The 11973-nt window shown below is 68.5% G+C and carries 13 protein-coding genes; 5 read left to right on the top strand and 8 right to left on the bottom strand.

From position 1 onward, the window contains the following. A partial coding sequence (locus HUW62_RS41310) for a serine/threonine-protein kinase (RefSeq protein ID WP_176437562.1) occupies positions 1–890 on the top strand: 890 nt, incomplete at its 5' end. Positions 891–960: 70 nt separating this feature from the next. After that, the gene (serB, locus tag HUW62_RS41315) at positions 961–2151 is read left to right on the top strand and encodes a phosphoserine phosphatase SerB (RefSeq protein WP_163866290.1); all 1191 of its coding nucleotides are present in this window, start codon (positions 961–963) and stop codon (positions 2149–2151) included. A 3-nt stretch (positions 2152–2154) separates the two neighbouring features. Here the strand turns inward: serB and HUW62_RS41320 are convergent, their stop codons facing one another. Next, a complete protein-coding gene (locus HUW62_RS41320; RefSeq protein WP_163866291.1) occupies positions 2155–3021 on the bottom strand; it encodes a general secretion pathway protein GspE in 867 nt (288 codons plus the stop codon). Between the two features lie 81 nt (positions 3022–3102). Between HUW62_RS41320 and HUW62_RS41325 the strand changes: the two genes are divergently transcribed. Beyond that, on the top strand, positions 3103–3297 hold the full coding sequence (locus HUW62_RS41325) for a CPXCG motif-containing cysteine-rich protein (RefSeq protein WP_163866292.1): 195 nt from the start codon (positions 3103–3105) through the stop codon (positions 3295–3297). Between the two features lie 245 nt (positions 3298–3542). After that, positions 3543–3995 (top strand): Hsp20/alpha crystallin family protein, encoded by a 453-nt coding sequence (locus HUW62_RS41330; protein WP_163866293.1) that lies wholly within the window; start codon positions 3543–3545, stop codon positions 3993–3995. Positions 3996–4109: 114 nt separating this feature from the next. Here HUW62_RS41330 and HUW62_RS41335 read toward each other — a convergent pair whose 3' ends face one another. From HUW62_RS41335 to HUW62_RS41360, 6 genes are all read right to left on the bottom strand, one after another. Then, entirely contained in the window at positions 4110–4730 is a 621-nt protein-coding gene (locus tag HUW62_RS41335) for a response regulator (protein WP_015346747.1), read from the bottom strand. Between the two features lie 35 nt (positions 4731–4765). Beyond that, positions 4766–5347, bottom strand: coding sequence for an HAD family hydrolase (locus HUW62_RS41340; protein ID WP_163866294.1), 582 nt, complete (start codon positions 5345–5347; stop codon positions 4766–4768). A 32-nt stretch (positions 5348–5379) separates the two neighbouring features. Next, positions 5380–6219, bottom strand: a complete 840-nt coding sequence (gene kdsA / locus HUW62_RS41345; protein ID WP_163866295.1) for a 3-deoxy-8-phosphooctulonate synthase — start codon at positions 6217–6219, stop codon at positions 5380–5382. Next, positions 6216–7850 carry a CTP synthase gene (locus tag HUW62_RS41350; protein ID WP_163866296.1) on the bottom strand — a complete coding sequence of 545 codons (1635 nt, stop codon included), beginning with the start codon at positions 7848–7850 and terminating at the stop codon, positions 6216–6218. Before HUW62_RS41350 ends, kdsA begins: the two co-directional genes overlap by 4 nt. An 84-nt stretch (positions 7851–7934) precedes the next feature. After that, a complete protein-coding gene (locus HUW62_RS41355) occupies positions 7935–8168 on the bottom strand; it encodes a hypothetical protein (protein ID WP_141643146.1) in 234 nt (77 codons plus the stop codon). 316 nt (positions 8169–8484) lie between these two features. Continuing rightward, entirely contained in the window at positions 8485–10251 is a 1767-nt protein-coding gene (locus tag HUW62_RS41360; protein WP_368670618.1) for an ABC transporter ATP-binding protein, read from the bottom strand. A gap of 94 nt (positions 10252–10345) precedes the next feature. Between HUW62_RS41360 and HUW62_RS41365 the strand changes: the two genes are divergently transcribed. Then, complete coding sequence (locus HUW62_RS41365; RefSeq protein ID WP_176437563.1) at positions 10346–11194, top strand: aldo/keto reductase; 849 nt, start codon at positions 10346–10348, stop codon at positions 11192–11194. Here the strand turns inward: HUW62_RS41365 and HUW62_RS41370 are convergent. Continuing rightward, positions 11187–11973, bottom strand: a 787-nt coding sequence (locus HUW62_RS41370) for a hypothetical protein (protein WP_255203938.1), incomplete at its 5' end; no start/stop codon positions are given. The two genes, HUW62_RS41365 and HUW62_RS41370, sit on opposite strands and share 8 nt — an antisense overlap.

Consider the following 11973-nt stretch of genomic DNA (forward strand, 5'->3'; position numbering starts at 1 on the left):
CCCCTGTCGCCGCCGCGCCCGTCGCCTCCAAGGGCACCGAGCTGGACCTGCGCTACCAGAAGTTCGACCCCATCGGCACGGGCCCGCTGGGCACCGTCTTCAAGGGCCGCTTCACGGCGCTCGGGCTGGACATCTGCCTGAAGGAGCTCAAGGACATCTTCGGCTACTTCTCCTTCCTGCAGCGCGGGGAGGTGCTCAAGCGGCTGAAGAAGGAGCTGTGCGCGCAGGCCCAGGTTCGCCACCCCGGCATCGTCCAGGTGGTGGACCAGAACGTGGAGGCGAGCCGGCCGTACTTCGTGCTGGAGCTGATGAACGGCAGCCTGAAGGAGCGGCTGGAGGCGGGCGGTGGCAGCGGCGTGCCGGTGCCCTTCGCGCTGCGCACCTTCCTGCAGATGGCCTACGGTCTGCGCGCCGCGCACGCCACGGGCCTGACGCACCACAACCTCAAGCCGGAGAACGTCCTCTTCGACGCGTACGGCAACGCGAAGCTCGCCGACTTCGGCCTGGGTCGCGTGGTGGAGGTGGACTCCACCAAGGGAATGCCCCAGGTCTTCGTGGGCACCGGTGGCATGCCCTACATGGCTCCGGAGCTGATGCACCGGGGCGCCAAGGAGCCGGGCCCGGCCGCGGACGTGTACGGGCTGGGCATCCTGCTCTACGAGATGCTCACCGGGCAGATTCCCGGCCGCCGCTCGGCCCTGCCGTCGGAGGTGAACGCCGAGGCGCCCAGCGGCCTGGACCAGCTCTTCGACAAGGCCACCCAGGACAAGCGCGAGCAGCGCTACCCGGACGTGGATGCGATGCTCGAGGACTTCTACAAGGCCTTCCCGGACAAGGAGTTCCTCGTCCGGGGTGACCTCGTCCTCTCCTCGGACGCGCCGCAGTCCTGATTCACTGGTGGGCGCGGGCCGCATCAGGCCCGCCCCGCCCGCGCGGCCGTCGTGGCATCGTCCGGGGGACATGACTCCGACCTCCTCCGGCTGCGTGCTCGTCACCGTCACGGGCAAGGACCATCCTGGCATCACCGCCCGCCTCACCGGCCTGCTCGCGGACGCGGGCGCCGAGCTGCTCGACGTGGAGCAGGTGGTGGTGCAGGGCCGCCTCACGCTCTGCCTGCTGGTGCGCCTGCCGGATGCGCGCGGCATCCCCAGCGCGCTGCTCTTCGCCGCCCGGGAGCTGGGCGTGGACCTGGACTTCCAGGCGGTGGAGTCGCCGGACTCGAATGCCACGGCGCCCGCCCGCTATGTCGTCACGGCGGTGGGCCGCGCGCTGGGAGCCCGTGAGCTGCACGCGCTGTCCTCGCACCTGGCGGGGCAGGGGGTGAACCTGGAGCGCATCGTCCGGCTGACGCACACGCACCTGGGCTCGGTGGAGCTGCACGTCACCCTGCCGGCGTCCGTGGAGCCGGAGGCGCTGAAGCGCTCGCTCCTGGCGCTGTCCATGCGCGACAACACCTTCGACGTGGCGCTGCAGCGCGAGAGCCTGTTTCGTCGCAGCAAGCGGATGGTGGTGATGGACATGGACTCCACGCTCATCCGCATCGAGGTCATCGACGAACTGGCGCGCGCGCACGGCGTGGGCGAGCAGGTGTCGCGCATCACCGAGCGCGCCATGCACGGAGAGATGGACTACGACGAGTCCCTGCGTCAGCGCGTGGCGCTGCTGGCGGGGCTGGACGTGGCCGTGCTGCATCGGCTCGCGGCGAACCTGCCGCTGACGGAGGGCGCGGAGACACTGATGCGCGTGCTGCGCCGGCTGGGCTACCGCACCGCCGTCATCAGCGGAGGTTTCTCCGTGGCCGCCGAGGCGCTCAAGGCGCGCCTGGGAATCGACCACGCCTACTCGAACGTGCTGGAGGAGGAGGGCGGCAAGCTCACCGGGCGCACGGTGGGGCCCATCGTCAACGCGCGCCGCAAGGCGGAGCTGCTGGAGCAACTGGCGAAGCAGGAGGGCATCCTGCTGGAGCAGGTCATCGCCGTAGGGGATGGCGCCAACGACTTGCTGATGCTGGAGCGCGCGGGGCTGGGCATCGCCTTCCGCGCCAAGCCCCGGCTGCGCGAGGCGGCCGATACCTCCATCTCCGCTGGAGGCCTGGACGCCATCCTCTACCTCCTGGGACTGACCGGTCGCGAGCTCCAGGAAGCGGGCTGACAGCTAGAGCCGCATCTTCGCGGCCAGCTCCCGCTGCTGGAGCTTGCCCTTCTCCAGCAGCAGTTCCAGGAGGGCGCGCAGAATCTTGGAGCTCTTCTCCTGGTTCTGCTGGAGCGTCTGCAGCCGCTGCAGGTCCTCGTCCGTCCACTCGGAGGACGGGGCGCCGCCGGCCAGGATTTCATCCAGGATGTCCGCCGCGCTGGAGCCGCTCGCGACGGGCGGTGCGGGCTTCTCCGCGGCGCGGGGAGCGGGAGCGGTGGCGGGTGAGCCGGGCGCGACGATGTCGGCGATGCGCTTCACCACCGTGTTGCCGCTCATGTCCACGACCTTGAACTCGTCCTCCTCCTGCTGCTCCTCGTCGATGGTGGAGGGCGTGTTGGTGGACTGGCTGCGCGACGGCGCGAAGCGGCTGCTCGCCACCGGCTCCTGGTTCCGGTAGTGCCGGAGGATGGCGTGCTCGATTTCGCGCTCGCCCGCCACCATGGGCACCACGCGAGCACGGCTGCGGGCCGCCACCTGGTCCAGCGTGGCCAGGTCCGTGGGGTCCGCCATCGCCAGCACCAGCGTCTTGCCGTTGTCCTTGAGCGACACGGGGAAGACGGCCTTCTGCTCGGCCATGCCCACCTCCACGCGCGCCAGCGCTCCCGTGTCACGGCTGATGTTGCCCAACTGCACGCGCTGCATCCCCAGGCCCTGGCAGATGGCCTCGGTGACGATATCCTCGCTGGCGAGCCCCAGGTCCGCCACCACGCGCGACAGCCTCCCGCCCCACTGGTCCAGGGTGGCCATGGCGCTGCGCAACTGGAGCTCGTCGATGACGCGCGCCTTGACGAGGATGTCACCGATACGATTGCGGGAAGGAGAAGCCATGGCTCGGGAGTCTACCGTCTGAATGCGCGGACGATGAGTCCGCGACACAATCGCCCGCTTCGAGGGCGAGGAGGCACCACCATGCAGCCCTTCGCGGAAGCCGCCATCCAGCAATGCCCCTATTGCGGCGAGGAGGTGGAGGTCGACGTGGACCCCATTGGCGCCAGCGCGGAGCACTACATCGAGGACTGCCCGGTGTGCTGCCACCCGTGGACGGTGCACGTGGCCCGCGATGAGGAGGCCGTCTCCGTGTCCCTGGGCCGCCAGGACGACTGACTTGGGAGCTTGGCTGGAAGGCGCCTTCCGGGCCTTCTGGAGGGCGGGCAGGCGAGCCCACGAGGCCGGGCGCGGCGGTGCCGGGGGCGTTGCTTGACACGTCCCGGAGCATGGTTCTCTTGAGTCTTGTGAGGCGGCGCTGGAGTGGAGCCCCGATGGGGCCCCCGAGGCGACCGCCGACTACGACAACGTCTGTGATTCACACACCGTGCACCCACCCAGGGTGGCACGCACAGGAGAAGACCATGCAGAACCGAAACCCGTTCAACTCCGCCGTGGTGATGAACCCCCTGATGCGCGACTTCGACGCGCTCTTCCGCGAGTTGGGCCAGCCCGGCCTGTTCCGTCAGTCCACGCGGCGCACCGAGCGCACCCCGGCGGCCGACATCCTCGAGTCCGAGGCGGGCGTGACGCTGCACCTCGACATCCCCGGCGTGGACGCGAAGGACATCCAGGTGACGGTGGAGCGCGACGTGCTCACCGTGAAGGCCGAACGCAAGGCGCAGCCGCTCGCCGAAGGCGTCAGCGTGCGTCGCCAGGAGCGAGGCCAGGGCAGCTTCACTCGCTCGTTCTCCCTGCCGGAGACCGTGGACGCCACCCAGGTGGAGGCGCGCTACGAGCAAGGCGTGCTGACGCTGACGCTGCCTCGGCGCGAGGAGTCCAAGCCTCGGGTCATCGAGGTCAAGGTCCAGAGCTGAACCGCGCGCACACCCCTCCTGGGAGGCCGCTGTCCGCCGAAAACGGCGCGGCTTCCTGCTGACTTCAACCCTGTCGAGGGCTTCCGCGAGGGGGTGGCGGAAGCCCTCTACGCCTCAGCGCTTCGCACTGAGCGAGATGGGTACACGGAACAGCTCCAGCACCTGCTGTACATCCAGCGGCTTGGCGAGGCACGCGAGCGCGCCGGCCTGCTTCGACTGCTCCACCACGTCGGCGGTGTGCACGGACGTCATCGTGATGAGACGCACGCCCTCCATCTGCTTGCGCTGACGGATGCGGCGGCAGACCTCCAGACCGTCGATGTCCGGCATGTTGAGGTCGATGATCATCCCGTGCGGCTTCTGCTCGGACACCAGCAGCAGCGCCTCCACGCCACTGGTCGTCGTCTGCAGTTCCACCTGCGCCGCGAACGGCTTGAACGCGCGCTTGATGGCGTCCAGCACCGCGCGCTCGTCGTCCACCACCAGCAGGCGAACCGTGCCGCTGCCCAGCTCCTCCGGAACCGGCATCTGGTGGGTGATGAGGAACGTGCGCAGGTCCGCGGACCGCACCCGCCGGTGACCCCCCGGCGTCCTGAATGCCATCAGGATGCCCCGGTCAATCCACTTGCTCACCGTGGACGGATCCACCTGAAGCAAGCGACTGATGTCGTGCGTCGTGTAGAGCTGGTCCGTCATCGCCGTACTCCCCTCTTGCTGCATCATTCCGCTGCCCATGGAATCAACCACCTACCTTGAATACGGGGTTTCCTTCAACCTCTCTGCGCACTGCGTCCATCAGTCCCCCTCATCAGACCCACGGCGTTCTCCCACCGTCCACTGGCCTTGAGGCACAGCTCGACGAGTTCACGGGCTGCCCCACGGCCGCCAGGACTCTGGGTGATGAAGTGAACCTCCTGACGCACCTCGGGAACAGCATCCGCGGGACACGCGGACAAGCCCACCCTCGAAAGAGGGGCCAGGTCGTTGTGGTCGTCCCCCATGTAGGCACAGGCCTCCAGGGGAACGGCCAGTTGCTGGAGCAGCTCGTCCAGTGCGGCACCCTTGTCGCGGCGGCCTTGAAACACAGCCGCCAGCCCGAGTTCCCTCCCGCGGACCTCCACGATGTTCGAGGTGCGGGCGGTGAGGATGGCGGCGGGCAGACCCGACAGCCGGGCCATGACCAGGGCGTGGCCATCCTTCACATCGAAGCGCTTCATCAGCTCCCCGCCGTCGCCGTAATACATGCCGCCGTCGGTGAGCACCCCGTCCACGTCGAAGACAAGCAGCCGCACGCGTGCCGCGCGAGACGTCAGCTCTTCCTTTCCAGGCTTGGAAGGTGCGTCCGTGGGCATGATTCGCTCGGCTCCTCCCCTCGTCGTGTCCATCAACCGGGCTCGTGTCCCAACACCCGGCGGATGTTCAGCACATTTCGTACCACGTCCTCGAACATCTGTGGATTGAGGGAGCACGGACCGTCACACAGGGCACGGTCAGGGTCCTCATGGACTTCCGTGAACAATGCATCAATTCCGGCCGCCGCGGCGGCATGGGCGAGCAGTGAGACGAACTTGCGCTCGCCGCCCGTCACCCCGTCGCCGGAGCTGGGCTGCTGGACGGAGTGCGTGGCGTCGAAACACACGGCCAGGCCCGCCTCGCGCATGTGGGCGAGCCCTCGCATGTCCACCACCAGGTTGTTGTAGCCGAACGTGGACCCCCGCTCCGTGACGAGCACGTTGGGGTTGCCCGACTCGAACGCCTTGCGCGCCGAGTGGACGATGTCCTTGGGGGCTACGAACTGTCCCTTCTTCAAGTTCACGCCCTTCCCCGTGCGAGCCACGGCCTCCACCAGGTCTGTCTGCCGGCACAGGAACGCCGGTATCTGGATGATATCCACAACTTCCGAGGCAGGACCTACGTGGCTGGTTTCATGGACGTCCGTGAGGACCGGGACGCCCACTTCATCCCTGATACGCGCTAGGATACGCAGCCCTTCCCGGAGGCCAGGACCTCGGAAGGACTTCCCGCTTGTCCGGTTGGCCTTGTCGTAAGAGCACTTGAAGGCGTAGGGCACGCCCAGTCGGCTGGTGATGCCCTTGAGCAAGTGAGCATGTTTCAGCGCCATCTCCTCGGACTCGATGCTGTCCGGGCCGGCGATGACGAACAGCTTCTGGCCCGGGCCGACCTTGTAGCCACAGAGGTTGATGGGGAGGCTGCTGGCGCTCATGCGCGCACCTGACCGGACGTGGCGTCGCGCTGCTCGAGCGCCGCCTTGATGAAGCCGGAGAAAAGAGGGTGGGGAGCAAAGGGCTTGCTCTTGAACTCGGGATGGAACTGGCAGCCGACGAAGTACGGGTGGTCCGACAATTCGATCATCTCCACGAGGTTCAGCTCCGGATTATGCCCGGAGATGACAAGTCCCGCCTCCTGAAGCCGGCCCCGGTAGGCGTTGTTCACCTCGAAGCGGTGGCGATGACGCTCCTGGATGGTGTCCTGGCCGTACAGCTGGTGTGCCCGTGAGCCGTTCTTGAGGGCGCAGGCGTAGCTGCCCAGGCGCATGGTTCCACCCTTGTCCTGCACCGTGACCTGGCTCTCCATGAGCGTCACGACGGGGTGCGGGGTGTGCTCGTTGAACTCCAGGCTGTTGGCCGCGGGCAGGCCCAGCACGCTCCGGCTGAACTCCACCACGGCCATCTGCAGGCCCAGGCAGATGCCGAAGAAGGGGATTTTCTTCTCCCGCGCGTAGCGGACCGCCGCGATTTTGCCCTCGGTGCCTCGCACGCCGAAGCCGCCGGGGACGAGGATGGCGTCCACGCCGGCCAGGAGCTTCTCCGGCCCCTGGGCCTCCACGTCCTGGCTGTCCACGAAGTGCAGGTTCACCTTCACGTCGTTGGCGATGCCGCCGTGCAGGAGCGCCTCGTTGAGGCTCTTGTAGCTCTCCGTGAGGTTCACGTACTTGCCGACAATGGCGACCTGGACCTGGCCGCGCGCGGGCTCGTACACCTTGCGGATGATGTTCTCCCAGCGCTCCAGGTGCGGCGCGCGGCTCCAGATGTTGAGCACCTCCGCGAGCCGGTCATCCAGGCCCTGCCGGTGCAGCTCCAGCGGCAGCTCGTAGATGCTGCGCACGTCCGGCGAGGTGAACACGTTGCCCGTGTCCACGTTGCAGAACATGGCGATCTTGTCCTTTATCTCTCGCGACACCTCGCGGTCCGTGCGGCACACGAGGAAGTCGGGCTGGATGCCAATCTCCCGCAGCTTCATCACCGAGTGCTGCGTGGGCTTGGTCTTCACCTCGCCCGCCGCGCCGATGTACGGCAAGAGCGTCAGGTGCACGTAGACGGCGTTCTGGCTGCCCACGTCGTAGCGCATCTGCCGGATGGCCTCGAGGAACGGCAGCGACTCGATGTCGCCCACCGTGCCGCCCACCTCGACAATCACCACGTCCGCGTCCTGGGCCGCCTGGCGGATGCTCGCCTTGATTTCATCGGTGATGTGCGGAATCACCTGCACCGTCTTGCCCAGGTACTCGCCGCGGCGCTCCTTCATGATGACCGCGTGGTAGATGCGGCCGGACGTGAAGTTGTTGAGCCGGCTCATCCGGGCGTTGGTGAACCGCTCGTAGTGGCCCAGGTCCATGTCGGTCTCGCCACCGTCCTCGGTGACGAAGACCTCGCCGTGCTGGAACGGGCTCATCGTGCCCGGGTCCACGTTGATGTACGGGTCCAGCTTGAGCAGCGTGACGGCGAGCCCACGGTTCTCGAGCAGGGCGCCGATGGAAGCCGAAGCGAGGCCCTTGCCGAGAGAGCTGACCACGCCTCCCGTCACGAAAATGAACTTGGTTTTCTTGGAGCGCATATCCCGTTCTGCCAAGTAGGGCAGGGATGCGTCAATTATTCTGAGTAGGACGTGCGGCCGGCCGGCGCCCCGGCCGACACCTGCTCAGTTGCCGTCCCAACCACCAGGGCGAGACACGGCGAACTCCCGGACGTCGGGTTGTCCGACCCGGAAGGCGCGCAGATCGCAATTGCGGCAGCTCCACCCCTCCCAGCCGCGCTTGACGACCATGTGCAGGCAGGCGTCGTAGTTGGGGCAGTAGAGGTTGCGCTGCGCGTCGACGGCCTCTTCGTCGCGCAAGGCGGTGGGCAGTGGGCTTGGACACGGGGTGATGGACACAGGGAATCTCCCGGATTTGGACGAAAAGGGTCGGCCACTCCCCCCGGCAGGTCGGAACAGGTCGCTTAGGACTCCATTCCCGGCGGAAAGTAAAAGACCCGCCCCCGCGCGAACGCGGAGACGGGCCCTTGAAACCTTCAGCGTCTGCCACCGCCGCGGTGACCCTCTTCAGGCCGCCGTGGCGGAGGTGGACGCCTGATTCTTGCTGTCAATCAAGGCATCACCTCCTTTCTTGAGGATGGAAGAGCTAATCACCGGCCTGTTTCCGCGCCACTTTCCGGAGCGATAAGCGCGGGCATGGGTGCCGGGCGGCCGTTCAGGCGGCGACGAACTGGCGCTCCACCAGCCGGCGGTAGAGGCCCTCCTGGCTCATGAGGCTGGAGTGGGTGCCGCTCTGGACGATGCGGCCGCCCTCCAGCACCAGCACCCGGTCCACGTTGGCCACGGTGGACAGGCGGTGGGCGATGATGAGCGTGGTGCGGCCCTTCATCAGCCGCTCCAGCGCGTCCTTCACCAGGTGCTCGCTCTCCGCGTCCAGGGCGCTCGTGGCCTCGTCGAGGATGAGCAGGCGAGGGTCCTTCAGCACGGCGCGGGCGATGGCCACACGCTGCTTCTGGCCTCCGGAGAGCTGCACGCCGCGCTCGCCCACCGGCGTGCCGTAGGCCTCCGGGAAGCGCTGGATGAAGTCGTGGGCGTTGGCGGCCCGCGCGGCTTCCTCCACCTGCGCGTCGGTGGCGTCCGGCTTCGCGTAGCGGATGTTGTCCGCGATGGAGCAGGAGAACAGCTGCGGCTCCTGCGCCACCATGCCGATGTTGCGGCGCAGCCACTCCGGCTCCAGCGTGGTGAGCGGGTGTCCGTCCAGGACGACGGCGCCGCCCTGTGGATCATAGAAACGCGACAGCAGCGACGCGAGCGTGGACTTGCCCGCGCCGGACGGGCCCACCACGGCGACGACCTCGCCGGGGCGCAGCTCCAAATCCAGGCCCTGGAGCACCGGGACGTCCGAGCGCGTGGGGTAGGCGAAGCGCACGGCGCGGAACTCCACGTGGCCCTTCACGGAAGGCAGCCTCGTTCCGCCGGCGGGGATGGCGGGTTCGCGGTCCACCAGCTCGAAGACGCGCTCGGCGGCGCCGCTGGCGCGCATGAAGTCCGCCCACACCTCCGTCACGGCGCTCAGCGAGAGCGCCACCAGCGAGGTGTAGATGAGGAACGAGGTGAGGTCGCCCGCGCTGAGCTCTCCGTCCACCACCATCCGGCCGCCGTACCAGAGCATCGCCGCCGTGGCGCCGTACATGGCGATGGAGGCGCTGCCCATGAAGAGGGCCCCCTGCCGCGCGCGCTCCTTCGCGAGTCCGAGCGCCTTGTCCACCGCCGCGCTGTAGCGCTCCACTTCATGGCTCTCCGCCGCGAAGGAGCGCACCGTGCGGATGCCGGAGAGGTCCTCCTCGGCCACCTCGCTGGAGGCGGCGAGCGCGTCCTGCGCTTGCCGGGAGAGCACCCGCACGCGACGGCCGTACACCACCGCGCCAATGGCCACCGCGGGGATGAGGGCGAGCATCACCAGCGTCAGGCGCGGGGACGTGTAGAAGAGCAGCACCACGCCGCCGACCCCCTGGCAGAGGTAGCGCAGCGTCATGGAGACGTTGGTGGTGACGGTGCTCTGCAGGACGGTCGTGTCCGAGGCGAGCCGGCTGGTGAGCTCTCCGGTGCGGCGCTCGTCGAAGAAGGCCACCTCCTGGGAGAGCAGGCTCTGGAACAGGCGCTTGCGCAGCCGCGTCACCACGCGCTCGCCCGCGGTGGCGAAGAGGTAGGCGCGCAGCGCCATGGCCACCGACTGCACGATGAAGACGCCGAACATCACCACGGCGATGGTGTCGAGCCGCGAACGATTGCGGGCGCCGAGCGCCTCGTCCACCAGGTCTCCGATGGCGCGGGGAAACACCAGCGTGGCCGCGCTGCTGATGAGCAGGAAGAGCGTGCCCACGACGAGCGTGGGAAGCTCCGGCCTCGCGAGGGTGAGCAGGCGGCCCAGCGTCAACCGTGAGGGGAGCTGGGGCTTCGAGGCAGGCGGGGTGGGGGACACCGCCGGAGACTAGCGCGGAGCCCCTTGCTTCGCACGGTCGCGGGCTGTCGGAGCGGGTGGGAGGTGCTAATCCTTCCGGACACGGAGGTAGGCCATGGAGCAGCGCGTCTTCGGCGGCACCGGGAAAGAGGTCCCCGTCCTCGGTCAGGGCACGTGGCAGATGGAGGAGGATGACCGCGACGAGGCCATCCGCTCCCTGCGTGCGGGGTTGGACCTGGGGCTCACCCACGTCGACACCGCCGAGTTGTACGGCCACGGCCGCGTGGAGGAGTCCATCGTCTCCGAGGCCATCGCCGGACGACGCAAGGAGGTCTTCCTCGTGTCGAAGGTCATGCCCTCCAATGCCACCTACGCGGGCACGCTGACCGCGTGTGAGCGGAGCCTGAAGCGGCTGCGCACCGACTGGCTCGACTGCTACCTGCTGCACTGGCCCGGCTCGCACCCGCTGGCGGAGACGGTGCGCGCCTTCGAGAAGCTGGTGGCGGACGGGAAGATTCGCTCCTGGGGCGTGAGCAACTTCGCGGTGGCGGACCTGGATGAACTGCTGACGCTCACGAAGCCCGAGCGAATCGCCTGCAACCAGGTCCTCTACCACCTGGAGGAGCGGGCCATCGAACACGCCGTGCTTCCGTGGTGTGAGGAGCGCGGCGTGGCGGTGGTGGGCTACAGCCCCTTCGGCAACGGCCGCTTCCCCAAGCCCTCAAGTCCGGGAGGGCGCGTGCTGGACGCCATCGCCCGGGCGCATGACGCCACGCCTCGACAGGTGGCGCTCCAGTTCCTCGTGCGGCGGCCCTCGCTGTTCGCCATTCCCAAGGCGAGTCGCGTGGCCCACCTGCGCGACAACGCCGCCGCCGTGTCGCTGAAGCTCACCTCGGAGGAACTGGCGCGCATCGACGCGGCGTTCCCCACGGGCGCCTACAGCGACCAGCTGCCCGTCATTTGAGGCCGGAGGCGAAGGCCTTGCGGAAGGCGGACACGGTGGGCTCTCCCTCGCCCACCGTCACCGTGCCCGTCTCGCCCTCCAACGCGGCGCGCATGGACTTGCCCCGGACGAAGCGCACGGTGGCGATGCGGCGCATCACCTCGCGGCCCTGCTCCTGCGCGAGCGTGCGCAGCGCGTGGTTCGTGACATTCAGGGCGGCCTCCAGCGCGCGGCGGCCGGGCTCGTCGTCCAGCCCCATCCAGTCCACTTCGAAGCGCAGCGGCCTGCCACCCAGCGCCGTCTCGCCCGGCCAGAACTGCTCGGTGAGGGCGTGCGGCAGCTTCTCCACCATCGTCAACAGGTCCTGTCGCGTGGGCGTGGTGCGGACCAGCTGCGTCAGTTCGAGCAGCTTGCTGGCCTGACCCACCGTCACCGCGACGACCGTGGCCAGGTCCACGTACGTCACCGACTCCGAGCCGAGCAGGCCCTCCTTGCCGAGCGCCAGCAACACCGAGTCTCGCGGTGCGTAGTCGACCACCGTCCCCGTCACCGTATGTCCGTGCGCCAGGTGCAGCGTGACGGTGACGGTGGGGAGCTCTTCACCCGTGCGGGCCCGCATCGCGAGCGTCCCGAGCTGCTCCAGCACCCGCTCCACCTTGCGCGACACCAGCCGCTGCACGCCCTCCATCTGGTGCTCCTCGTCGTCCGCCCACTTGCGGCGGCGCGGGTCGTTCTTCGCGGGGGGCGGCGCGGGAGCCGGTGTCGGTGCGGGCGAGGGCGCAGGAGCCGCCGTCGCGACG

The organism is Myxococcus sp. AM011 (genome assembly GCF_013372595.1).
Taxonomy (GTDB): domain Bacteria; phylum Myxococcota; class Myxococcia; order Myxococcales; family Myxococcaceae; genus Myxococcus; species Myxococcus eversor.